General features: G+C 56.9%; 21 protein-coding genes. 13 read left to right on the top strand and 8 right to left on the bottom strand.

Annotated elements, in window-relative coordinates; genetic code table 11:
• The first annotated feature begins 81 nt into the window (after window positions 1-81).
• Window positions 82-846: a phospholipid-binding lipoprotein MlaA gene (gene mlaA / locus Q7C21_RS02135; protein ID WP_003853085.1), complete on the top strand. Its 765-nt coding sequence runs from the start codon at window positions 82-84 to the stop codon at window positions 844-846.
• Window positions 847-1,163: 317 nt separating this feature from the next.
• Here the strand turns inward: mlaA and fadL are convergent, their stop codons facing one another.
• Complete coding sequence (gene fadL / locus Q7C21_RS02130) at window positions 1,164-2,447, bottom strand: long-chain fatty acid transporter FadL (protein ID WP_008926495.1); 1,284 nt, start codon at window positions 2,445-2,447, stop codon at window positions 1,164-1,166.
• Window positions 2,448-2,805: 358 nt separating this feature from the next.
• On the opposite strand from fadL, the gene Q7C21_RS02125 reads away from it, so the two are divergent.
• From Q7C21_RS02125 to sixA, 4 genes are all read left to right on the top strand, one after another.
• Window positions 2,806-3,102 (top strand): YfcZ/YiiS family protein, encoded by a 297-nt coding sequence (locus Q7C21_RS02125; protein ID WP_003854289.1) that lies wholly within the window; start codon window positions 2,806-2,808, stop codon window positions 3,100-3,102.
• A gap of 158 nt (window positions 3,103-3,260) precedes the next feature.
• Window positions 3,261-4,571 (top strand): acetyl-CoA C-acyltransferase FadI, encoded by a 1,311-nt coding sequence (gene fadI / locus Q7C21_RS02120; RefSeq protein ID WP_192377761.1) that lies wholly within the window; start codon window positions 3,261-3,263, stop codon window positions 4,569-4,571.
• The gene (gene fadJ, locus Q7C21_RS02115; RefSeq protein ID WP_375150319.1) at window positions 4,571-6,667 is read left to right on the top strand and encodes a fatty acid oxidation complex subunit alpha FadJ; all 2,097 of its coding nucleotides are present in this window, start codon (window positions 4,571-4,573) and stop codon (window positions 6,665-6,667) included. The genes fadI and fadJ overlap by 1 nt, the downstream gene beginning before the upstream one ends.
• 224 nt (window positions 6,668-6,891) lie before the next feature.
• Window positions 6,892-7,374, top strand: a complete 483-nt coding sequence (gene sixA, locus Q7C21_RS02110; protein WP_033763107.1) for a phosphohistidine phosphatase SixA — start codon at window positions 6,892-6,894, stop codon at window positions 7,372-7,374.
• 29 nt (window positions 7,375-7,403) lie between these two features.
• On the opposite strand, the gene smrB is transcribed toward sixA, so the two are convergent.
• A complete protein-coding gene (gene smrB, locus Q7C21_RS02105; protein ID WP_008926491.1) occupies window positions 7,404-7,952 on the bottom strand; it encodes an endonuclease SmrB in 549 nt (182 codons plus the stop codon).
• Between the two features lie 159 nt (window positions 7,953-8,111).
• On the opposite strand from smrB, the gene prmB reads away from it, so the two are divergent.
• The 6 genes from prmB to Q7C21_RS02075 are packed head-to-tail and all read left to right on the top strand — an operon-like array spanning window position 8,112 to window position 12,698.
• On the top strand, window positions 8,112-9,044 hold the full coding sequence (gene prmB, locus Q7C21_RS02100; protein ID WP_008926490.1) for a 50S ribosomal protein L3 N(5)-glutamine methyltransferase: 933 nt from the start codon (window positions 8,112-8,114) through the stop codon (window positions 9,042-9,044).
• Between the two features lie 45 nt (window positions 9,045-9,089).
• Window positions 9,090-10,175 (top strand): chorismate synthase, encoded by a 1,086-nt coding sequence (gene aroC, locus Q7C21_RS02095; protein WP_375150318.1) that lies wholly within the window; start codon window positions 9,090-9,092, stop codon window positions 10,173-10,175.
• A 4-nt stretch (window positions 10,176-10,179) separates the two neighbouring features.
• Window positions 10,180-11,004 (top strand): penicillin-insensitive murein endopeptidase, encoded by an 825-nt coding sequence (mepA, locus tag Q7C21_RS02090; RefSeq protein ID WP_375150317.1) that lies wholly within the window; start codon window positions 10,180-10,182, stop codon window positions 11,002-11,004.
• 8 nt (window positions 11,005-11,012) lie between these two features.
• A complete protein-coding gene (locus Q7C21_RS02085) occupies window positions 11,013-11,816 on the top strand; it encodes a sulfite exporter TauE/SafE family protein (protein ID WP_003854285.1) in 804 nt (267 codons plus the stop codon).
• A gap of 19 nt (window positions 11,817-11,835) precedes the next feature.
• The gene (locus Q7C21_RS02080; RefSeq protein ID WP_003854284.1) at window positions 11,836-12,381 is read left to right on the top strand and encodes an elongation factor P hydroxylase; all 546 of its coding nucleotides are present in this window, start codon (window positions 11,836-11,838) and stop codon (window positions 12,379-12,381) included.
• A gap of 32 nt (window positions 12,382-12,413) precedes the next feature.
• On the top strand, window positions 12,414-12,698 hold the full coding sequence (locus tag Q7C21_RS02075; protein ID WP_003854283.1) for a YfcL family protein: 285 nt from the start codon (window positions 12,414-12,416) through the stop codon (window positions 12,696-12,698).
• Between the two features lie 36 nt (window positions 12,699-12,734).
• Here Q7C21_RS02075 and mnmC read toward each other — a convergent pair whose 3' ends face one another.
• A complete protein-coding gene (gene mnmC / locus Q7C21_RS02070; RefSeq protein ID WP_375150316.1) occupies window positions 12,735-14,741 on the bottom strand; it encodes a bifunctional tRNA (5-methylaminomethyl-2-thiouridine)(34)-methyltransferase MnmD/FAD-dependent 5-carboxymethylaminomethyl-2-thiouridine(34) oxidoreductase MnmC in 2,007 nt (668 codons plus the stop codon).
• A 154-nt stretch (window positions 14,742-14,895) separates the two neighbouring features.
• Here mnmC and fabB point away from each other — a divergent pair, with 154 nt between their 5' ends.
• Window positions 14,896-16,116 carry a beta-ketoacyl-ACP synthase I gene (gene fabB / locus Q7C21_RS02065; RefSeq protein WP_003854282.1) on the top strand — a complete coding sequence of 407 codons (1,221 nt, stop codon included), beginning with the start codon at window positions 14,896-14,898 and terminating at the stop codon, window positions 16,114-16,116.
• Between the two features lie 78 nt (window positions 16,117-16,194).
• Here fabB and Q7C21_RS02060 read toward each other — a convergent pair whose 3' ends face one another.
• Window positions 16,195-17,619 (bottom strand): PLP-dependent aminotransferase family protein, encoded by a 1,425-nt coding sequence (locus Q7C21_RS02060; protein ID WP_008926488.1) that lies wholly within the window; start codon window positions 17,617-17,619, stop codon window positions 16,195-16,197.
• An 87-nt stretch (window positions 17,620-17,706) separates the two neighbouring features.
• On the opposite strand from Q7C21_RS02060, the gene Q7C21_RS02055 reads away from it, so the two are divergent.
• Entirely contained in the window at window positions 17,707-18,150 is a 444-nt protein-coding gene (locus Q7C21_RS02055; protein ID WP_003854280.1) for a rhodanese-like domain-containing protein, read from the top strand.
• A gap of 1 nt (window position 18,151) precedes the next feature.
• Here the strand turns inward: Q7C21_RS02055 and flk are convergent, their stop codons facing one another.
• From flk to Q7C21_RS02035, 4 genes are all read right to left on the bottom strand, one after another.
• A complete protein-coding gene (flk, locus tag Q7C21_RS02050; protein ID WP_003854279.1) occupies window positions 18,152-19,198 on the bottom strand; it encodes a flagella biosynthesis regulator Flk in 1,047 nt (348 codons plus the stop codon).
• Window positions 19,199-19,311: 113 nt separating this feature from the next.
• Window positions 19,312-20,817: a tripartite tricarboxylate transporter permease gene (locus Q7C21_RS02045; protein WP_375150315.1), complete on the bottom strand. Its 1,506-nt coding sequence runs from the start codon at window positions 20,815-20,817 to the stop codon at window positions 19,312-19,314.
• A 10-nt stretch (window positions 20,818-20,827) separates the two neighbouring features.
• A complete protein-coding gene (locus Q7C21_RS02040; RefSeq protein WP_003854277.1) occupies window positions 20,828-21,259 on the bottom strand; it encodes a tripartite tricarboxylate transporter TctB family protein in 432 nt (143 codons plus the stop codon).
• A 12-nt stretch (window positions 21,260-21,271) separates the two neighbouring features.
• The gene (locus tag Q7C21_RS02035; protein WP_140916285.1) at window positions 21,272-22,252 is read right to left on the bottom strand and encodes a tripartite tricarboxylate transporter substrate binding protein; all 981 of its coding nucleotides are present in this window, start codon (window positions 22,250-22,252) and stop codon (window positions 21,272-21,274) included.
• Window positions 22,253-22,334 lie beyond the last annotated feature (82 nt).

Below are 22,334 nucleotides of genomic sequence, written 5' to 3'. Positions count from 1 at the left end.
GCTCATCGGGTAAGCCGATTCGACTCCGGGCTGTGACCTGAACGATGGGTAGACCTTTTTCATCCGCACAGGGAGATTGGAATGAATTATCGCCTGACCAGCCTGGCTGTGGCCAGCGTCCTTCTGGTGGGTTGTGCCAGTTCAAAGCCCGCGAATAGCGATCCTGCCGGGCGCAGCGATCCATTCGAAGGCTTTAACCGCACGATGTTTAACTTTAACTACAATGTGCTGGATCCGTATGTGTTACGTCCGGTCGCTGTCGCCTGGCGCGATTATGTGCCGGTTCCGGCACGTACCGGCCTGAGCAATTTCCTTGGCAACCTGGAAGAACCTGCCAGCATGGTCAACGCCATCCTGGTGGGTGACGGGCGCGATGCGGGTATTCACTTTACCCGTTTCTTCCTGAACAGCGTGCTGGGCCTGGGCGGTTTCATTGACGTTGCCGGTAAAGCGAACCCGGAACTGGCGCGTGAAGAGCCGCACCGTTTCGGTACTACGCTGGGTCATTACGGCGTTGGCTATGGTCCTTACGTTGAACTGCCTGCCTATGGCAGCTTTACGGTTCGTCAGGATGGCGGCGACTACGTTGATACCCTCTATCCGATTCTTGGCTGGCTGACCTGGCCGATGTCGATCGGTAAATGGACGCTTGAAGGGATCGAGACCCGTGCGCAGCTGCTGGATTCCGATGCGATCCTGAAACAGCAGAGCGATCCTTACGCCTTTATTCGTAACGCTTACTTCCAGCGTCACGACTTCCTGGCGCGCGGTGGCAAGCTCAAGCCGGAAGACAACCCTAACGCAGCCGCGATTCAGGATGACCTGAAGGATATCGACGCGCAGTAAATGCAGGATCCCCTGCCTGCGTGTCGCTGTGTTTTTCTGCAGAGCGCACAGCAGCTGAAGTGATGGGAGCATACGCCCGGAACAAAGCATCGCGGGCCATGGATAAAAACGCCGGGAGCGTTTTTAAACAACGCAAAGCGTTGGCCCGGCAGCGGGCGCATCTCAGGGATGAGGTGCGTAATCGCCCACGCTGAGCAGTCAGGTATGGCGGGTTTTGCGTCTTTGCAAAGGGCGCATGCTCCCTGAGCCAGCCAGCGACCCGCCGCCACAAAAAAGGGCGACTCACCAGAGTCGCCCTTTTTGATCGTGCTATTTCATCAGAACTTGTAGTTAAAGTTCGCGCCGTAAAGCCAGGCCTTACCTTCAGAGGTAAAGGTATAAGGACCTTCTTTCACCGTCACTTTCTGTCCGTGCATATAAGAGATGCCTAAATCAACAGAGGCATTATCGTTAAAGGCATAAGAGGTACCGGCACTTAGCCACAAACGATCCTGGTCCGGAATAGAGATAGAACGCTTATCTGCTGGCACCGGGCTGTCATCAAACGCAATACCGGTACGGAAAGTCCAGTTCTTGTCGTAGGAATAGGTCGTGCCCAGCGCAATGCGGTACGCATCGTGGAAGCTTTCATCTTTATAGAACAGCGTCTGGCCGTTTGAACCGGTCGCTTTCAGCTCCTGGAACTGACTCCAGCTGGTGTACGCCAGGCTGTAGTGAACCGCCCACTGCGGTGCCACTTTATGCCAGCCCGACACTTCCCACATCTCCGGCAGATTCAGGGTTAATGCCCCCGGAACGGTCGTGCCGTTGGTGCCATCAGGAACACCGGTCACGGTCGGATCATTAAACGCATTCAGCCGTGATGAGAGGTTGCTCTTATAATCGCCATCGAAATCAATTTTAACTTCTGAACGGTAGGTAAAGCCGAAGCGGTTATTTTCATCCACTTCATACAGGACACCGGCATTCCAGCCGTAGCCCCACTTATCGCCTTTCAGATGGGCCACCTGGGTATCAGCCGGAATACCCAGCCTCGCGCCTGATTCACCTGCATAGCGTTCAATTTTGGCTTTGGCGTAAACCGCATCAAAACCCACACCCACACTAAAATGATCATTCAGACGATAGGCGGTGCTGAGATTGAAATTGCCGGTCATCAGGTCGGTTTTACCCCCGTAACCGCCTGCGGTGTAGCCATTATTAAACTCTGTGGCTAAGCCATAATTTGACGTTGCAGATGCGCCAATCCACCACTGATCGTTAATAGGCTGAACGTAATGAATATTGGGGATCCACTGATTCGGGGCAATATTATTGGCATCCAGGCTGCGTCCGCTGGGACTGCGACCACTGATGTTGACATCTGGCGCAATATAAACCGCACCGAGTGAAAATTCAGGACGATCCATTAATGCCATCGTCGCCGGGTTACGGCTGGCTGACGCCGCCGTATCGCCCATTGCCCCTTCGCCTGAATATGCGCGACCTAAACCAATCGTAGAGAATTCATTTAACTGAAATCCAGCTGCGTAAACGTGTGAAGAGACAAGCGCCACTGCAGCCGCCACGGCTGACTTTGCAAACAGGTTTTTATGGTTCATGACCACAACCTCATGTGAATTATTATTTAACGCTATAACGTCGCGTAACAAAGGACGGCGGATTGTAGGGACTGATGTAAAGCGCACATATCAGACCAGTGCGGAGAGTATAGGTCCGACCTGTGTGCATGTTGCAATATTGTTTTTCAAATATTTCAGAATTGATCGCTTAAAATTCGATCTGCTTAACAAAACAGCCCTAATTCTGCACAGCATACCGATTCCAGTTTGTTCTGGATCAATTTTTATTGTGATATTCGTCACTTAGGGCCATACGCGTGGCGCATTTTTGGGCAAGCAGGTAAAATTTCGGTCATAAAATCGCGCAAACCGCCAGAATGCTGGTCAGGAGAATGAAATGACTGATGCCATTAAAAAATGCAGTGCGACCGAAACCGCAGCCTGTTGCTGTGTTGATGTGGGCACAGTGATGGATAACACCGATTGCACTGCAAGCTGGTCAGAATGGTTTGCTCAGCGTGCCGATGCGGAAGCGAAATTAGCGCAACTTACCCAGCGCGCGCGTGAGGTTGAATCAGAACCCTGTGTGATTGAATCGCGCTTCAGCGAAGTAAATCAGGGCGTACAGCTCGATGTCGATTTCACCTTCAGCTGCCAGGCTGAAACCCTGATTTTTCAGCTCGGTTTGCGTTAAATCTCAAAGCGCCGCGTACATGCGGCGTTTTTCATTTTCGTGTTTCCCTTCGCACTTTTTCCTTTCCGATATTGGCGGCTCACCCGCTTGTGGTTAACACTGATCAGGTCAGACCTCTTCAGGCAATGATGCCTCAGTCCCAGCCACAGGTGAGAATAATGAGCAAAGCGCAGCCGCTGCTGACGCGTGATGGTGAACGCATCGCAATAACCCATGGGTTACGCACCCCTTTCCTGCGCCAGGCGACCGGCTTTCATGGCATTCCTGCCATTGAACTGGGACGTATGGTGGTCAGCGAATTAATGGCGCGCAGTGAACTTCCCGCTGAAGTGATAGAGCAACTGGTCTTTGGCCAGGTCGTGCAGATGCCGGAAGCGCCGAACATTGCGCGGGAAATTGTTTTAAGCAGCGGGCTGAATGTACATACCGACGCTTACAGTGTCAGCCGTGCCTGCGCCACCAGTTTTCAGGCGGTAGCGAATGTGGCAGAAAGTCTGATGGCGGGCACCATCTCTGCGGGCATCGCGGGTGGGGCTGACTCCTCTTCAGTGCTGCCAATCGGTGTCAGTAAAACGCTGGCGCGTGCGCTGGTGGATCTCAATAAAGCCCGCAGCGTCGGGCAGAAACTGCAGATCCTGCGACGTCTGCGCCCACGCGATCTGCTGCCGGTGCCACCCGCAGTGGCGGAGTATTCCACCGGCCTGCGCATGGGCGACACAGCCGAACAGATGGCGAAGAGTCACGGCATTACCCGTGAAGCACAGGATGCGCTGGCACTGCGATCCCATCAGCATGCCGCCCGAGCCTGGCAATCCGGGGTGCTGAATCAGGAAGTGATGGCCGCTTTTGTGCCGCCGTGGAAAACCGCTATCGATCAGGACAATAACGTCCGTATGAATGCCAAAGCGGAGGATTACGCCCGACTGCGTCCGGCATTTGATCGCCAGCACGGTAGTGTTACTGCGGCCAACAGTACGCCACTCACCGACGGCGCGGCCGCGGTGATTCTGATGCGCGAGGGCCGCGCCCGCGAGCTGGGTATCAGACCGCTGGGTTATCTGCGCAGCTACGCTTTTTCCGCTATCGGGGTGCAGCAGGATATGCTGCTGGGTCCGGCGTACGCTTCACCACTGGCCATGGATCGCGCTGGCGTGACCCTGGCCGATCTGACGCTGATCGATATGCATGAAGCGTTTGCCGCCCAGACGCTGAGCAACCTGCAGATGTTTCGCGATGAGCGCTTTGCACGTGAGGTACTGAATCGTCCGCATGCGCTGGGCGAAGTGAATGAAGAGCGCTTTAACGTGCTGGGCGGTTCAATCGCCTATGGTCATCCTTTCGCCGCCACGGGCGCGCGCATGATTACCCAGACGCTGAACGAATTACGCCGCCGGGGTGGCGGGTTAGGACTGGTCACTGCCTGTGCAGCAGGTGGTCTGGGTGCGGCGATGGTTCTGGAGGCCGAATAATGGAGCAGAATGCGTTTCATCTGAAGATGCGACTGGATCACGTCGGCATCATCACGATTGATGTGCCTGATGAGAAAATGAACACCCTGAAAGCGGAATTTGCCGGGCAGATCACCGCGATTATTGCGGAGGCGCGGCGCGATCCAAAGCTGGCTGGCCTGGTGCTGATTTCCGGCAAGCCGGATAACTTCATTGCGGGTGCGGACATCAGCATGATCGACCGCTGCAAGAGCGAACAGGAAGCTGAAGCGCTGGCAAAACAGGGCCAGGAAGTGATGGCTGCGCTCGACGCGCTGCCGTTCCCGGTGGTTGCAGCCATCCACGGTGCCTGCCTCGGCGGCGGACTGGAGCTGGCGCTGGCCTGCGATGCACGTATCTGCTCGCTGGATGATAAAACCCGCCTCGGATTACCGGAGGTACAGCTCGGCTTGCTGCCAGGCTCTGGCGGCACTCAGCGGCTGCCACGCTTAATCGGCGTGCAGCAGGCGCTGCCGCTGATTCTGACTGGCAAAACGCTGCGGGCTAAACAGGCACGTAAGCTGGGTGTGGTTGATGACGCGGTGCCGCAGGCGATTCTGCTGGAGACCGCCATCGCCCGTGTGAAAAAGGGCAAGGTCAGCGGACGAACGCTGCCGCTGCGCGACCGTCTGCTGCATGGCCCGATTGGCCGTCAGGCACTGTTTGCCTTGGCGAGCCGTCAGACAGCCGCTAAAACCCAGGGCAATTATCCGGCGGCAAATCGCATTATTGAGGTGGTGCGCATCGGGCTGGAACAGGGCAGCCGGGCAGGACATGATGCTGAAGCGCGTGCCTTTGGTGAACTGGCGATGACGCCAGAATCCGTTGCGCTGCGCGGCATCTTCTTCGCGACCACGGCCATGAAGAAAGAGCGGGGCGGAGACGCGGAGCCTGCCAGGGTGAAAAGCGTCGCTATTCTCGGCGGTGGCCTGATGGGCGGCGGCATCGCCAGCGTCACCGCCATCAACGCGGGCTTGCCGGTGCGCATCAAAGATATCAGCCTGGAAGGGGTAAACCATGCGCTGAAAACCAGCTGGGAGCTGCTGAGTAAAAAGGTTAAACGACGCCAGCTGACGCCGGCACAGCGTCAACAGCAGATGGCTCGTATCACGGGCGGCACCGATTATCAGGGCTTTTCACAGCGTGATGTGGTGATCGAAGCCGTATTCGAAGATTTAGCGCTGAAGCAGCAGATGGTGAGCGAAGTGGAAGCACACTGCCAGCCGCACACGCTGTTTGCCTCAAACACCTCTTCGTTGCCGATCGAAGAGATCGCCGCCAAAGCGCAGCGTCCGGAAAACGTCATCGGGCTGCACTATTTCAGTCCGGTCGAAAAAATGCCGCTGGTGGAGGTGATTCCCCATCTGAACACCTCAACCGCAACGCTGGTGACGATTGTGGCACTGGCACGCAGCCAGGGCAAAACCCCGATTGTGGTGGCGGACAAGCCGGGTTTCTATGTTAACCGCATCCTGACGCCTTATATAAATGAAGCGATGCGCTGCCTGCTGGAGGGCGAACCCATCGACCATATTGATCGGGCGCTGGTGAAGTTTGGTTTTCCGGTCGGCCCGATTCAGCTGCTGGATGAGGTGGGTATCGACGTCGGCAGTAAAATCAGTCCCATCCTGCATCAGGCCTATGGCGAACGCTTTGCCGCGCCGGCCGCGTTTGATGCGGTGTTGAAAGATGGCCGCAAGGGACGTAAAAACAGCAAAGGCTTTTATCGCTATGACCAGGCGCGCTGGCAGCGTAAAAAACCTGACGCCTCACTTTATACTTTGCTGAAGGTCACACCGAAAGCCAGGCAGAGTGAGGCACAGATTGCTGAACGCTGTGTCATGATGATGCTCAATGAGGCGGCCCGCTGTCTTGACGAGCAGGTGATCCGCTGCGCGCGCGATGGCGATATCGGTGCCGTGTTTGGCATCGGCTTTCCGCCATTTTTGGGTGGTCCGTTCCACTACATGGACAAACTGGGCGCGGCGGAAATGGTCAACAGATTAACCCGGCTTACGCAGCAACATGGGGAATGTTTTACACCCTGTGACGCGCTGATTGAGGCGGCTAAAAAATAGACGAAATTTTACATTTCTGCTGAAAATGGAATAACCAATCCGATTCAGCGGCTTAGAAAAACGCCGCCAGAGTGTGCGGCGCAGCATGATTCTGAGAAGTGCTTATTTAATAAACAACCGGTTGACTATACTGAAGCCATTAGGGTAAAACACAGCGTTCATTCGCAGAGTGAAGAGTCAGGCGCTACGCGTCGGGCGATGTCGACAAACAACAGCGGTGCTTTATGCAAGTTTTTATCATGCGTCACGGCGATGCGGCTCTGGAAGCAGCCAGTGATTCAGTCAGGCCATTGACCTTATGTGGCTGCAACGAATCACGTCAAATGGCCAACTGGCTTAACAGCCAGACGCCGGACATTGAGCGAGTAATGGTGAGTCCCTATTTACGCGCGCAGCAAACGCTCGCGACGGTGCGTGAAGCCTTTCCCCTGCCGGAAGGCCAGGACGTTCTGCCGGAGTTAACGCCGGGTGGCGATCCTGAGATGGTAGGGTGCTATCTGCAGGCGCTGGCGAATGAAGGCGTGAAATCGGCGCTGGTGATCTCACATTTACCGTTGGTAGGGTATTTAGTCTCTGAACTGTGCCCACAGGAAGCACCGCCCATGTTTGCCACTTCCGCCATTGCCTGCGTGGAGTTCGATCCCGCGGCAAGCGCAGGTAAATTGCTGTGGCAGGTCAGTCCCAAAAAACTGGCGAAAGCGATCTGACGTCTCTGGGCCGATCCCGTCGGCCCCTTTTATGGCAACTCAGGCGGTTGCCACTCCTCAATCTCAATCAATACCAGCAGCGCGGCGTCACCGCCAAACATCTTCGGCGCCTGATGAAAAGCCATCACCCACGGATGCTGGGCCAGCCACAGCGGCGTCTGCTGCTTCAGAATATGCTTCCCATGACCGGTCATGACGCTGGCGCAGAACAGATGTTCACGGCGGCAGGCGGCGATGAGTGCCCCCAGCTCCTGCTTGGCCTGCTGCTGCGTTAATCCGTGCAGATCCAGGAAAATCTCTGGCGTATAGTCGCCGCGACGCAATTTTTTCAGCTCAAAGTGACTGACATCGGCGCGAACGTAACGGGTTGCCCCTTCCGTAGAAAGCAGCGGCTGAAACTCATCCGAAAAGTAGTGACTGTTGTCCGCCTGCTCTGAAAGCAGACGTTTCACTGGAATCTGGCGGGTTTTCACCGGCGCTTTATGGACAAAGGTGTCCTGTTTTAACTGACGTGTTCCGGTCATTAACTGGCGAAACAGCGCTTCATCATCCGGGCTTAGTGGTGTTTTTTTACTCATGGCAGGTCAGTCATATCAGAAAAGGCTGTCACACAGCAGAGCCGCTACCTTACCGTTAAGTGTCATTAAATGTCAGCTTTTTCACCTCGCTGCGCTGAATTCTCCCCGGCTTCATGGCACACTACTGGCCGATTTAGCAAAAGGCCTGCGGAGGGCTACGTGGACAAAATTTTCGTCGATGAGGCAGTGAACGAACTGCACACCATTCAGGACATGCTGCGCTGGGCGGTCAGCCGCTTTTCCGCTGCCGGAATCTGGTACGGACATGGTACAGACAATCCCTGGGACGAAGCCGTTCAACTGGTCCTGCCGTCACTCTGGCTGCCGCTGGATATTCCGGAAGATATGCGCAACGCGCGTCTGACCGCCAGCGAACGTCTGCTGATCGTTGAGCGCGTTATCCGTCGCGTCAACGAGCGCATTCCGGTCGCCTATCTGACCAATAAAGCCTGGTTCTGCGGTCACGAATTCTTTGTGGATGAGCGCGTGCTGGTTCCACGTTCACCCATTGGCGAACTGATTGAGAACCGCTTTGCCGGCCTGGTCAGCACGCCGCCGCGTCATATTCTGGATATGTGTACCGGCAGCGGCTGCATCGCGATTGCCTGCGCCTATGCCTTCCCGGAAGCGGAAGTGGACGCCGTGGATATCTCCACCGGTGCGCTGGCCGTCGCCGAGCAGAATATTGAAGAGCATGGACTGATTCATCAGGTGACGCCAATTCGTGCTGACCTGTTCCGCGAACTGCCACAGCTAAAATACGATCTGATCGTCACGAATCCGCCGTATGTGGATGCGGAAGACATGGATGATCTGCCAAACGAATATCGTCACGAACCTGAGCTGGGTCTGGCGGCAGGCAGCGATGGCCTGAAGCTGGTGCGCCGTATTCTGGCGTGTGCACCTGACTATCTCAGCGAGCAGGGCGTTCTGGTCTGCGAAGTGGGCAACAGCATGGTGCACATGATCGAGCAGTATCCCGATGTGCCCTTTACCTGGCTGGAATTCGACAACGGCGGTGACGGCGTCTTTACGCTGACGCGCCAGCAGATTGTCGACGCACAACACCATTTCTCTTTTTATAAAGACTAAAAGTGGGGCGAAGTATCGCCCGCCAAACCCTGAGAAGGAAACAGCATGGCCGGAAACAGCATCGGGCAATTTTTTCGAGTAACCACCTTCGGCGAGTCCCACGGTCTTGCGCTGGGCTGCATTGTTGACGGCGTGCCGCCAGGCATCCCGCTGACCGAAGCCGATATTCAGCACGATCTCGATCGTCGTCGTCCTGGCACATCGCGCTATACCACGCAGCGCCGCGAGCGGGATCAGGTGAAAATTTTGTCCGGTGTGTTTGAAGGCGTGACGACCGGCACCTCAATTGGTCTGCTGATTGAGAACACCGATCAGCGCTCGCAGGATTACGGCGCGATCAAAGATCTGTTCCGTCCGGGCCATGCGGATTACACCTACGAGCAGAAATATGGTCAGCGCGACTACCGTGGCGGCGGCCGCTCGTCGGCGCGCGAAACCGCGATGCGTGTGGCGGCAGGTGCCATCGCCAAGAAATACCTGCAGATGAAACACGGTGTGGTGGTGCGCGGCTATCTGTCACAGATTGGTGATATCGCCTGCGAGCTGAAAGACTGGAGCATCGTAGAAGAGAACCCGTTCTTCTGCCCGGATGCTGGCAAGCTGGAAGCGCTGGACGAACTGATGCGCGGCCTGAAAAAAGAGGGCGACTCCATTGGCGCTAAAGTCACTGTCATGGCTGAGAACGTGCCACCAGGCCTGGGCGAGCCGGTCTTCGACCGACTGGACGCCGATCTGGCGCATGCGCTGATGAGTATCAATGCCGTCAAAGGCGTCGAAATCGGTGACGGCTTTGCGGTGGTAAACCAGCGCGGCAGTCAGCATCGCGACGAGATCCGTCACGATGGTTTCAAGAGCAATCACGCGGGTGGCATTCTGGGCGGTATCAGCAGCGGTCAGATCATCAGCGCCAATGTGGCGATGAAACCGACTTCCAGCATCACCGTGCCGGGTAAAACCATTACCCGCGATGGCGAAGAAGTGGAGATGATCACCAAAGGTCGTCACGATCCCTGCGTGGGGATCCGTGCCGTGCCGATCGCGGAAGCGATGATGGCGATCGTGCTGATGGATCATCTGCTGCGCCAGCGGGCGCAGAACGGTGATGTTAACAGCTCCGTGCCGCGCTGGTGATGGCATGAAAGCGCTCTTGCTTACCCTGAGTGCGCTGCTGATCAGCGCCTCAAGCCTGGCGGCGACGCCGTGGCAAAACATTCAGCATCCAATCAGCGGCGCACCGCAATCTATTGGCGGCTTTGCCAATGGCTGTATTGTTGGCGCGCAGTCGCTGCCGCTGAATTCACCCAACTATCAGGTGATGCGGCAGGATCAGCGGCGTTATTTCGGTCATCCCGATTTGATTCAGTTTATTCAGCGGCTCAGCACCCAGGTGCATAACCTGCAACTGGGTAACGTGCTGATTGGCGACATGGGCATGGCAGCAGGCGGGCGCTTCAGCAGCGGTCACGCCAGTCATCAGACCGGACTGGATGTAGATATCTGGCTGCAGCTACCAAAAAGCCGCTGGAGCGCGCAGCAACTGCTGAAGCCGCAGCCGCTGGATCTGGTTGGGCCAAGCGATAAAAATGTCATTGCGCGCCACTGGCAGCCGGAAATCGACAGCCTGATTAAACTGGCGGCCAAAGATGATGATGTCACACGCATCTTCGTCAATCCGGCAATTAAAAAGCAGCTTTGTGCTGATGCAGGTAACGATCGCGACTGGCTGCGTAAAGTGCGTCCGTGGTTTGCTCATCGTGCCCATATGCATGTGCGGCTGCGCTGCCCGGCAGGCAGTATTGGCTGTGAAGATCAGCCTGCACCGCCGCCAGGCGATGGCTGTGGCGCAGAACTGCAGAGCTGGTTCCTGCCGAAGCAACCGGGTTCTGGTGCACCGGTGAAACGTGAGCCACCGCCGCTGCCGCCTGCCTGTCAGGCCCTGCTGGATAAACATTTACTGTAAGGGATTCCATGGATTGGTTTGTGGTCAGCCCGCTGCTGGTCGGGCTGCTGTTTTTAATCGCCATGCTGGCCGGTTTTATTGATTCAATCGCGGGTGGCGGGGGATTACTTACGGTACCTTCGTTGCTGGCGGCGGGCCTCTCTCCTGCCCAGGCGCTGGCGACCAATAAACTGCAATCAGTCGGCGGATCGTTTTCCGCCAGTCTCTACTTTGTCCGACGCGGTGCAGTGAAGCTGAATGAACAGTGGCTGAATATCGCCATGACGCTGATGGGGTCCGTGCTGGGTGCGATACTGATTCAGCGCCTGCAGGCGGATTTTCTGCGCCAGATGCTGCCGCTGTTTTTAATCGCCATCGGCCTGTGGTTCCTGCTGATGCCGCGCCTGGGGGAAGTGGATCAGGCGCGCCGCCTGCATGGCCTGGCTTATGCGCTGGTGGGCGGCGGAGCAGTAGGATTCTACGACGGATTTTTCGGACCGGGCGCAGGCTCCTTTTATGCGCTGGCTTTCGTCACGCTCTGCGGCTACAACCTGGCCAAAGCGACCGCGCACGCCAAGGTCCTTAACTTCACTTCAAACCTGGGCAGCCTGCTGTTCTTTATGTTCGGCGGCAAAGTGGTGTGGGGAACAGGCCTGGTTATGATGCTCGGCGCGTTCTGCGGCGCGCGTCTGGGCGCGCGGCTGGTGCTGAGCCGCGGACAGAAACTGATCCGCCCGATGGTGGTCATTGTCTCTGCCGTCATGAGCATTAAATTACTGTGGGACAGCCACGGCAGCGACGTTCTGGCCTGGCTGGCCACGCTGCATTCGTAACTTTTTACGTGATACCGTCATGAACCCGACTCATCATTATGAACAGCTGATCACGCTGTTTGATCGCTGTTTCAGCGATGAATTTCAGACCCGTCTAATTAAAGGCGACGATGAACCGATCTATCTTCCTGCGGATGCAGAGTCGCCGTGGAACCGCGTGGTCTTTGCCCACGGCTTCTACGCCAGCGCTCTGCACGAGATCTCACACTGGTGCATCGCCGGTGAAGCCCGCCGCAAACTGGTCGATTTTGGCTACTGGTACTGCCCGGATGGTCGCGACGCGCTGACCCAGAGTCAGTTTGAAGCCGTGGAAGTGAAGCCGCAGGCGCTGGAGTGGATGTTTTGTACGGCGGCAGGCTTTCCCTTCAACGTGAGTTGTGACAATCTCGATGGAGATTGTGAGCCGGATCGCATTGCGTTTCAGCGTAAAGTCCATGCTCAGGTCATGAGCTATCTGACGTCGGGCATTCCCGACCGTCCCGCGCGTTTTATTACCGCCCTGGCGGAATTTTATGGCAGGCCGTCATTAACAGCGTCGCAGTTTCCCTGGCCGGACGATCTGTGATGCAGAAAGGCATTATAAATAGAGGAATTAAGATGATCGCAGAATTTGAAGCGCGTATTCTGGCCCTGATTGACGACATGGTCGAGCATGCCAGTGACGATGAGCTGTTCGCCAGCGGTTATCTGCGCGGGCATCTGACACTGGCCGTGGCCGAGGTGGAGCAACTGGGCGAACATACGCCAGAAGCGCTGCAGATTCAGGTCTCCCGCAGCCTGCAAAATGCCATTGCGGCGGGTGAACTCTCGCCGCGCGATCAGGCATTAGTGGTGGGGATGTGGGACAACCTGTTTGTCCAGGCTCGTCAGCTCTCCGCCTGACAGTGCAGGGCGGCATGCCGCCCTTATCATCGCCAGTTAAACCGTTTTTCCCTTCAGTAATTTCCTTACCCAGTAACGATTAGGATTGAGGGCTGCCAGCGTACTGGCATCCAGCGGCTGTGGCTCGCCGGTCAGCTGGGCTGCCAGCACTTCGGCTGCCAGCGGTGCACTGCACAGGCCGCGCGACCCAAGCGCCCCAAACAGGTATAAGCCCGTAAACTCAGGTGCGTCAGCGATGTCATGACCTGCTGCAAGCTGGGTCGGTAAATCAGCATACTGCTTAAGCGTCGCATCATAATCCGGTACGCCGCCCACCATCGGCAGGTGGTCCCGCGTGGCACAACGCACGCCCATTCTTGCTTCACCGCCACTGACATCCACGTTTGTTGCCCAGCGGCTGTCAGGCAGGCAATGCAACAGGCGGCTGCGGTTCTCCTGCTGATCCTCTTCCCGGTAATCTGTGGCGGTTTCGCCACGGTGATAGCTGGCACCGATGCAGTGAGTACCAAACTGTGGGCTGACGGGCGTCAGATAGCCGTCGTAACAGAGCACGGTGTGGAGTGCATTAAGCCCCGGCGTGGAGGGAACATGGCTTACCTGACCGGCCACCGGATAGGCTGGCAGCGGGGCGCTCTGCGCAAAGTCGGCTATCGCATGACCGTTTGCCAGCACCACCGTGGCATGACGGACCGCCGGACGATCGCTGAACGTCAGCGTCCAGTGATCGCCCTCGCGTGAAAGTTCGCTGACGCGATGCAGCCAGTGAATGCGTAATCCCTGGGTTTCGCCATGCGCCAGCATCGCGCTGGTCAGCTCAGCCGGTGAAAGCCAGCCGCCCTGCGGGTAGAAAATACCGCCACAGCCGTGGTCGACATTCGCCAGCGTCTCTGCCTCATCCACATTAACGCCACGGGCGATGGATTCAGGCAGGCCCATCGCCAGCATCTGATCGATCTTCTTGCGGCTTTTCTCATCCCAGCCCAGTTGCAGCACACCGCTCCAGTGATGTTCATAGGCGACAGTTAACTGATCGTAGAGCCGCCGGGCAAAACTGAATGCTGCCGGGAAAAAGGTGGCAAGCGCCGGGTCGTGCTGATTGAGCAGCGGATAGAGTGCTCCCTGACGATTGCCGGACGCACCCAGCGCCGGCGCCTCATCGGCGCAGTAAAGCGTCACCCGCCAGCCGCGACGCAGCAGCGCCAGCGCCAGCGTGGCACTGGCAACGCCGCCGCCAATGAGCGCAACATCATGTTGCGCCGCTGATTGACGATGATACCAGGGCTGCCCGGCAGGCAGCGCAGGTGCATCCTGTAAAGGTCCGCATAGCATTTCGCGCTTGGGACCAAATCCTTTGCGGCGGATGACGTCAAAGCCGGCCTCCTGCAGACCGCGCCGGACAATGCCTGCGGCGGTAAAGGTCGCGAATGTCCCCTGCGGACGCGCCAGTTTTGCCATCATGCTGAACAGTGCTGGCGTCCACATATCCGGGTTCTTCGACGGCGCGAAACCATCCAGGAACCAGGCATCCACCTGATGATTCAGGCTCTCATCCAGCTCTCCCATCAGCTGGTTAATATCGCCCAGCCACAGGTCGAGGGTGATACGTCCGCCGTCAAACAGCAGTCGCTGACAGCCGGGCAGGGCGGCGGGCCATTGCGCCTGCAGCGCCGCCGCCCACGGGGCCAGTTCAGGCCAGTGCTGCTGCGCCGCAGCCAGGTCATCACGGGTTAACGGAAATTTCTCAAAGCTGATGAAATGCAGACGTTTTAAAGTGGCATCAGGCTGGTCACGCTGAAACGCATCGAACGCCTGCCACAACGTCAGAAAATTGAGGCCGGTGCCAAAACCGCTTTCCGCCACGATCAGCAGATCCCGTGGATGCTCAGCAAAACGCTGGGGAAAACCGTTGCCGCCAAGGAAGACATAGCGTGTCTCTTCCAGACCATTGTCATTAGAGAAATAGACGTCGCCAAACGCTCGGGAAACAGGTGTACCCTGTTCATTCCAGTTTAGCTGCGCATGTTCGACCGGGGTTAATTTCACGGTAAAGGCTCATTTTTCAGGCAGTGGCGCGATTTTAGCGACCCACGTGACATGACGCAAATTTACAAAAGGAAATAGCTGATCGGACTTGTTCGGCGTACAAGTGTACGCTAGAGTGCATGCCAATTAAGAAGAAGTGGATGAGGAAGATTGAATGAAACGTGCTGTGATTACTGGCTTAGGGATCGTTTCCAGTATTGGTAATAACCAGCAGGAGGTGCTGTCATCTCTGCGTGAAGGACGCTCTGGCATCACCTTTTCTGAAGAGATGAAAGATTCCGGCATGCGTAGTCACGTCTGGGGTAACGTTAAACTGGATACCACCGGCCTCATCGATCGCAAAGTTGTGCGTTTTATGAGTGATGCGTCAATCTATGCTTATCTTTCCATGGAAGAAGCGATTAAAGATTCCGGCCTCACCACTGAAATGTATCAGAGCAACCCACGTGTGGGTCTGATTGCAGGCTCAGGCGGCGGTTCTCCTCGTTTCCAGGTATTTGGTGCTGATGCGATGCGTAGCCCACGTGGCCTGAAAGCGGTTGGCCCTTACGTGGTGACCAAAGCGATGGCTTCTGGCGTCTCTGCCTGCCTCGCCACGCCGTTCAAGATTCATGGCGTAAACTACTCAATCAGCTCCGCCTGTGCCACCTCGGCGCACTGTATCGGTAATGCTGTTGAGCAGATTCAGCTCGGCAAGCAGGATATCGTTTTTGCTGGCGGCGGCGAAGAGCTGTGCTGGGAAATGGCCTGTGAATTCGACGCGATGGGCGCGCTCTCTACCCGTTACAACGACACCCCGGAAAAAGCGTCACGTACCTATGACAACGAGCGCGACGGTTTTGTTATTGCAGGTGGCGGCGGCATGGTCGTTGTTGAAGAGCTGGAGCATGCGCTGGCTCGTGGTGCGCACATCTATGCCGAAATCGTCGGTTACGGTGCGACGTCAGACGGTGCAGACATGGTTGCGCCATCCGGCGAAGGCGCAGTACGCTGCATGAAGATGGCGATGCACGGTGTCGATACACCCATCGACTATCTGAACAGCCACGGAACCTCTACCCCGGTAGGTGATGTGAAAGAGCTGGGTGCGATTCGTGAAGTGTTTGGCGATAACACGCCATACATCTCTGCGACCAAAGCAATGACCGGCCACTCACTGGGTGCCGCTGGCGTGCAGGAAGCGATCTACTCGCTGCTGATGCTGGAGCATGGTTTTATCGCGCCAAGCATCAACATCACCTCGCTGGACGCGGCAGCAACCGGCATGAACATTGTGACTGAGCCAGTGGAAAAAGAGCTGACCACCGTGATGTCTAACAGCTTTGGTTTTGGCGGCACCAACGCCACATTGACCATGCGTAAATATCAGGCGTAATCAGTACTCTGAAGGGCCGGCTTGCCGGCCCTTTTTGTTTTTAAAGCCCATCTCCGTTACCTCATTTACCCCTCGGTATTAACCCTCCCGCTGCAGTAGCCGCAGCAACTTATCGCATCCTGCCACAATCTCGTCAGGCGTCAGCGCGGCAAAACCGAGCATCCAGCCTTGTTGAGATGCGTGTCCGGCATAAAGCGGACTCAGTCGCGGTAGCAGCAATCCCTGTTGTGTTGCCAGCGCGGTTAAGCGTGCTTCATCCTTTTGTACTGTTACCGTCAGCTGTAATCCACCGCCGCTGGCTATTGGCGTGATCCACGGCGAGAGCCGCTGCTCAATCTGCTCAAGCAACCGATCGCGACGGCTGTGATAGAGCTGACGCATCAGGCGCAGATGGCTGGCGAAATGTCCCTGTTGCAGAAAGGCGGCGGTGACAGCCTGCGGCAGCAGGGCGCTGTGCCCATCCAGCACGCTCCGTGCACGGCCTATGGGCGTAACCAGCGCCGGCGGCACGACCATCCAGGCCAGCCGCAGGGAAGGAAACAGCGACTTCGAAAAGGTGCCCAGCGTAATGACCCGCTGATGCCGGTCCAGACCCTGCAATGCAGGAATCGGACGTTCGTTGTAGTGAAACTCGCTGTCGTAATCGTCTTCTATCAGCCAGCTCTGGTTGCGCTGTGCCCAGTCCAGCCATGCCAGACGTCGCGGCAGGCTGAGCGTGACGCTGGTGGGATAGTGATGCGAGGGCGTCAGGTACATGAGCGTTGCACTGCCACTGGTGGGCAGGGCGCCTTCGGCATCAACAACAATCCCACGCACCTGTGCGCCTGCAGCCAGGAAGGCATTGCGGGCACCGGGATAGCCCGGCTCCTCCATCCACACCTCATCACCAGGATCGACCAGCATCATGCTCAGTAACTGCAGCGCCTGTTGGGAACTGGTCAGAATGATGACCTGCTCCGGCTGGCACGCGACGCCCCGGGAGAGTGTCAGATAATCAGCAAGTGCACTGCGTAACGGCAGATAGCCACAGGGATCGCCATATCCCATTGCGGTGCTGCCCAGAGAACGTTGTACGCTGCTGCTCAGGCGTCGCCAGGTGTCGTGAGGAAACGCACGTAACTCCGGTGAACCGGATGCGAACGCGTGAGGAAAAGGGGGATCCTGACAGCCACCGGTTGCCAGCACCTGCTGGCCGCGCGCCGAAAAACGGGCGGGCTGATGCCGTGTCGGCAAAGATGAGGGTGTGCCGGGGATGATGATGGCGACAAAAGTACCGCGACCGGTTTCACGTCGCAGATAGCCTTCACTCTCCAGTTGTCCGTAGGCCGCTTCCACCGTCACGCGTGAAAGGTGCAGATCCAGCGCCAGCTGTCTGCTGGAGGGTAACTGCTGACCCGCACGCAGATGGTGCCGGTTAATCGCCAGCCGAAGGGTCGCGCAGAGACGTTCACGCACGCCGCCACTGGTCTGATGCTGGAAAAGTTGTAACAGCGGTGAAGGCATATCGGTCTTATCCCTGATGAAGAATGGGTATCAGTAAGCAGTCCACTTTGCCGTAAACTGCGAATTCATCACAACAGGAGAATCGCTATGTCATCAGTTTTACGCATTCCGGCCGCCACGCCGCAGCAAAGCCTCGACTATCTGCAGTCAAAACTCGCGTATTACACCGACGCGTGGGATCTGGCGGAAGACCTGGAGCAGCAGCGTCAGGCTATCGTGGTGATTGATGCGCGTGCGCCGGAGGCTTATCGCGCCGGGCACATCTGCGGCGCCATCAACTTTCCGCATCGCGGGATGGATGCCAGCACGACGGCCCGGCTTGATCGCCGCAAAGTGTATGTCACTTATTGTGACGGCATTGGCTGTAACGGCTCGACGAAAGCGGCCCTGAAGCTGGCATCGCTGGGCTTTCAGGTAAAGGAGTTAATTGGCGGGCTGGATTTCTGGAAACGTGATGGTCATCCGCTGACCTGGGGTGATGCGGCGGGTGAATGGCCCGTTACCGCGACCAAAGCATCCTGTGGCTGTTAGCTCAGAGTACCAGCCAGAGTAAAAGGGTGATGACGACCAGTGCAATAAAGAAACCCAACAGCGGACGCCCTGCCAGTGACTGAATCGGCGGCGGCAGCGAGGCGACAAAGGGTGACCAGATCGGCTGCGGTTTAATCTCGCTGGCAGCCAGCGGCTGTTCGTGCAGTTTTTCTGCCCGGTCTGCGCGACGGCTGAACAGAAAATTCAGCAAATCCTGAGTCTGCGTCACCGTGAGCACCGTCTGTGGCGTGGCCTGAAAACGCTGCTGGCTGTAATCCTCCAGCTGCTGCCGCTCCTGCTGATCAAGCGGCTGTTTCAGGGAGGCTTCCAGCAAGTGCAGCGTAGGGGCGCTGTGCTGACTCAGCGTCTGGCGCACCTGGAGATATTGGGTCAGCAGCGGGAAGTGACGTGACGGGATCGGATCGCCGCTGGTCAGGTTCACCAGCTTCAGCGCAGCCGTCCACAGCTTACCGGTAGATTCGCCGGTGGCAGCGGCAAGGCGCACCACCTGCTGATTCAGCGTATGGTGCTCAGCAGGCAGCAGCGTACGGTCGCTGACGCGAATCTGCTGCGGCTGGGGAATCGTCATCTGCCCGTTCTGCAGCATCGTCAGCACCTGGCGCAACTGATCCTGGCTCAGCGCGCTAAGCACTGTCTGGCCAAATTGCTGACGGATAAAATCGCTGACAGCCTGGCGGTTATTGCCCTTGGGCAGCAAGTCGGTGAGCTGGGTCATCAGCAGGCGGGTGGCATGTCCATTTTGCGTCTGTGTTAGGCGGTTATTAAGATACTGCTCCGCTGCCGGAAAATGACGCGACTGCAACTCCGCTTCACTCTTGACGCCCACTTCATGACGGAGCCCCGCCCAGAGTTCAGGCGCTTTAAGATTGCTGAGCGAAGAGATACGCACGATCAGGCGTTCTAACGTCGTGCGCTGCGCAGGCGAAAGAGGCTGTTCACCGGCCACGGAACCGTGACGCGTTACGCCGGTTTGCGGATTGACAGATGAACGATCGACCGGCACACCGGGGCCGCTAAGAGGTTGCATGGCGGATTCCTTGGAAAAACAGAACAGCGTGGGGCGCGCCGGAAAAAGAATAGGCCATGATAGCAAAAGCCCCCGGGAAATCCCACGGGGGCATGCGCGTTTCGGCAGGAGAATTACGCTTCGGTGCGCTTCAGTTGGTGACGACGCCAGCGTTTCCAGATTGGCGGCACCAGCAGAACCGCAATTGCCAGAACCAGCAGGATTTTACAGATCAGACTTTCCCACAGAATGACCATGTTGCCGTTGCTGATCGACAGGGCGCGACGGAGGTTCTGCTCCAGCATCTCACCCAGCACAAATCCCAGAATCAACGGCGACATCGGAAAATCCATTTTACGCAGGATATAACCAAAGATACCCAATCCCACCATCAGCAACAGGTCAAAGGTGGTGCTGTGCACCGCGTAGACGCCCACGGCAGAAATAGCGGCAATGGCTGGCACCAGAAACCACAATGGAATGGTTAGCATGCGGGCGAAGACGTTGATCATCGGGATATTCATGATCAACAGCATTACGTTGCCAATCAGCAGGGCAGCAATCAAGCCCCAGACAATATCTGGCTGCTCAACAAACATCGCCGGTCCTGGTGTGATGTTGTAGAGCGTTAATGCGCCGACCATCACCGCTGTTGTCCCTGAGCCGGGAATACCCAGTGTCAGCATCGGAATAAAGGATCCACAGGCAGAAGCATTGTTTGCCGCTTCCGGTGCTGCCACACCACGAATATCGCCTTTACCGAACTGATCGCTGCCGCTGATCTTTTTCTCAGTCATGTAGGCAATAGCACTGGCGATGGTGGCGCCTGCGCCAGGTAACACACCCACAAAGAAACCGATAAACGAGGAGCGCAGCGTTGCGCCGGTTGCCATAGAGGCTTCTTTCATGTTGAACATCATGCGACCGCTGGCACGAACCGCTTTCTGCCCGGTACTGGTGGACTCCAGCATCAGCAGAATTTCGCTGACTGAGAACAGACCAATCACCACCACCACAAACTGAATGCCATCGGAAAGGTGAACGCTGTCAAAGGTAAAGCGGTACACGCCGGTATTGGCATCCACGCCCACCGTAGCCATGCTGAGCCCTATTAATGCCGCAAGGAACGACTTCAGGGGATTGTGACTCATCATGCTGCCAAGGCAGGCGATAGCGAACACCATCAGCGCAAAATATTCCGCCGGGCCAAATGCCAGCGACCAGCTGGCCAGCAGGGGCGCGAACAGAATAATGCCGATAATCGCGATGGTTGAACCGATGAATGAACTCACGGCTGAGATGGACAGGGCAACGCCTGCTTTGCCCTTTTGCGCCATCGGATAACCATCCAGCGCGGTCATAATCGCGCCAGCATCACCGGGCACGTTAAGCAGGATGGAGGAGATGCGTCCGCCATATTCACAGCCGATATAGACCGTTGCCAGCAGGATCAGCGCCGATTCCGCCGGTAAGTGCAGGGCAAAGGCCAGCGGCATCAGGATCGCCACGCCGTTGATCGGCCCCAGACCCGGCAGCAGGCCGACGATGGTACCGATAAAACAGCCAATCAGGGCAATCAGCAGGTTCTCTGGCGTCATGGCGACGGCAAAGCCCTGCATTAAAAAGGACCAGGTATCCATGATACTCTCCTTAACTCAGCCAGCTGCCGACCGGAAGGGTCACTTCCAGCAGACGGTCAAAGGCATAAAAAAGTGTGGAGCCCATTACCACGCCGGACAGTGCGGCTGCCCACCAGCGCGCACCAAACAGCAAGCCGATGCCAAACGTCAGCAGCGTTGTGCTGATGGCAAAGCCCAGCGTTTCAAACAGCCAGCCATAGAGCATCATCATTGCCGCCAGCGCCACCAGACGTTTCAGTGTGCTGTGGGCTGGCCAGTGAATGGTGTCCGGTTTACGAAACAGCATCAGCACGGCACAGATTGCCATCAGGCCAAGGATCGCCATTGGGAACGGTCGTGGTCCCACCGGTTCGTAGCTGTATTCACTCTGAATTTGCCAGGCTATTACCATGCCGCCGAGGCACAGGGCCAGCCACAGGCCCGCAAAAATACGATCGCTCATGATTCGCTCCGCTTATTTGGCCAGACCAAATGATTTCGCCTTTTCACGATAATCCGCGACCTGCGTTTTCACGTAGCTATCAAGTTCCTGCCCGAACATGTTGAATTCAAACAGGCCACGCATATCGCGTTGTTTTTTAAACTCCGGGGTATCCACCATCTTTTTAAATGCCTGCTCCCACCACTGATAATCAGCATCGCTGACTTTTGGGCCGAGGTAGTAGCCACGAATGACGGGCCAGACCATGTTAAAACCCTGTTCTTTGGCGGTAGGGACCTCAGCCAGCTGGCCAGGAAGACGTTGATCGGACATCACCGCCAGTACCCGCATTTTGCCGCCCTGCAGATGTGGCACCATCTCACTCATGTCGCCGGAAACCACCTGAATATGATTGCCGAGCAGCGCCGTTACCGGCTCACCACCGCCTTCAAAGGCGACATAGCGCATTTTGCGGGGATCGATGCCCGCTTCGCGCGCCAGCAACGCCGTTTTCATCCAGTCCTGACTGCCGATTGATGCGCCGGCACCGACCACCACTTTGGTCGGGTCTTCTTTCATTGCCGCCATCAGTTCGCCCAGGGTTTTCCATGGCGCGTCTTCGCGGACGGCGACCATACCGTAGTCCGTTCCCACGGCGGCCAGCCACTTCACATCGTCAACCGAATAGCGACCAAATTTGCCCTGTGACAGGTTCAGCAGCGATCCGCCAGAAAAGGCGACCACCGTGCCCGCTTCAGCCGGACGCTGGGCAATAATGGCGTTATAGGCCACCGCACCCACGCCGCCAGGCATATAGGTCACGCGCATCGGGGTTTCAATCTGTTTGGTTTCCTGCAGCGAGACCTGCAACAGCTTGCAGGTAAGATCAAACCCGCCGCCCGGTTTGGCTGGTGCAATACATTCGGTACGGCCAGGGCCGTCAGCGGCATTGGCAGCCGGTACCAGCAGAGCCAGCAGGGCAGAGGTAAGGGCGGTATGGATTATTTTTTTCATCGTGCGCTCCATTCATTCTTCCAGAGTGTGATTACAGCCGTAATATTGGCGTTACTGAATTGTTAAAACAGTTACCTTTCAT

The organism is Pantoea sp. ANP04, assembly GCF_041982285.1.
Taxonomy (GTDB): Bacteria; Pseudomonadota; Gammaproteobacteria; order Enterobacterales; family Enterobacteriaceae; genus Pantoea; species Pantoea eucalypti.
Note: the sequence above shows the minus strand (reverse complement) of the source record. Positions and strands in the feature narration are given on the sequence as shown.

Coding starts and splice junctions, on each gene's coding strand:
- mlaA (WP_003853085.1), top strand. CDS start 82: ATGAATTATCGCCTGACCAGCCTGGCTGTGGCCAGCGTCCTTCTGGTG.
- fadL (WP_008926495.1), bottom strand. CDS start 2,447: ATGAACCATAAAAACCTGTTTGCAAAGTCAGCCGTGGCGGCTGCAGTG.
- Q7C21_RS02125 (WP_003854289.1), top strand. CDS start 2,806: ATGACTGATGCCATTAAAAAATGCAGTGCGACCGAAACCGCAGCCTGT.
- fadI (WP_192377761.1), top strand. CDS start 3,261: ATGAGCAAAGCGCAGCCGCTGCTGACGCGTGATGGTGAACGCATCGCA.
- fadJ (WP_375150319.1), top strand. CDS start 4,571: ATGGAGCAGAATGCGTTTCATCTGAAGATGCGACTGGATCACGTCGGC.
- sixA (WP_033763107.1), top strand. CDS start 6,892: ATGCAAGTTTTTATCATGCGTCACGGCGATGCGGCTCTGGAAGCAGCC.
- smrB (WP_008926491.1), bottom strand. CDS start 7,952: ATGAGTAAAAAAACACCACTAAGCCCGGATGATGAAGCGCTGTTTCGC.
- aroC (WP_375150318.1), top strand. CDS start 9,090: ATGGCCGGAAACAGCATCGGGCAATTTTTTCGAGTAACCACCTTCGGC.
- mepA (WP_375150317.1), top strand. CDS start 10,180: ATGAAAGCGCTCTTGCTTACCCTGAGTGCGCTGCTGATCAGCGCCTCA.
- Q7C21_RS02085 (WP_003854285.1), top strand. CDS start 11,013: ATGGATTGGTTTGTGGTCAGCCCGCTGCTGGTCGGGCTGCTGTTTTTA.
- Q7C21_RS02080 (WP_003854284.1), top strand. CDS start 11,836: ATGAACCCGACTCATCATTATGAACAGCTGATCACGCTGTTTGATCGC.
- Q7C21_RS02075 (WP_003854283.1), top strand. CDS start 12,414: ATGATCGCAGAATTTGAAGCGCGTATTCTGGCCCTGATTGACGACATG.
- fabB (WP_003854282.1), top strand. CDS start 14,896: ATGAAACGTGCTGTGATTACTGGCTTAGGGATCGTTTCCAGTATTGGT.
- Q7C21_RS02060 (WP_008926488.1), bottom strand. CDS start 17,619: ATGCCTTCACCGCTGTTACAACTTTTCCAGCATCAGACCAGTGGCGGC.
- Q7C21_RS02055 (WP_003854280.1), top strand. CDS start 17,707: ATGTCATCAGTTTTACGCATTCCGGCCGCCACGCCGCAGCAAAGCCTC.
- flk (WP_003854279.1), bottom strand. CDS start 19,198: ATGCAACCTCTTAGCGGCCCCGGTGTGCCGGTCGATCGTTCATCTGTC.
- Q7C21_RS02045 (WP_375150315.1), bottom strand. CDS start 20,817: ATGGATACCTGGTCCTTTTTAATGCAGGGCTTTGCCGTCGCCATGACG.
- Q7C21_RS02040 (WP_003854277.1), bottom strand. CDS start 21,259: ATGAGCGATCGTATTTTTGCGGGCCTGTGGCTGGCCCTGTGCCTCGGC.
- Q7C21_RS02035 (WP_140916285.1), bottom strand. CDS start 22,252: ATGAAAAAAATAATCCATACCGCCCTTACCTCTGCCCTGCTGGCTCTG.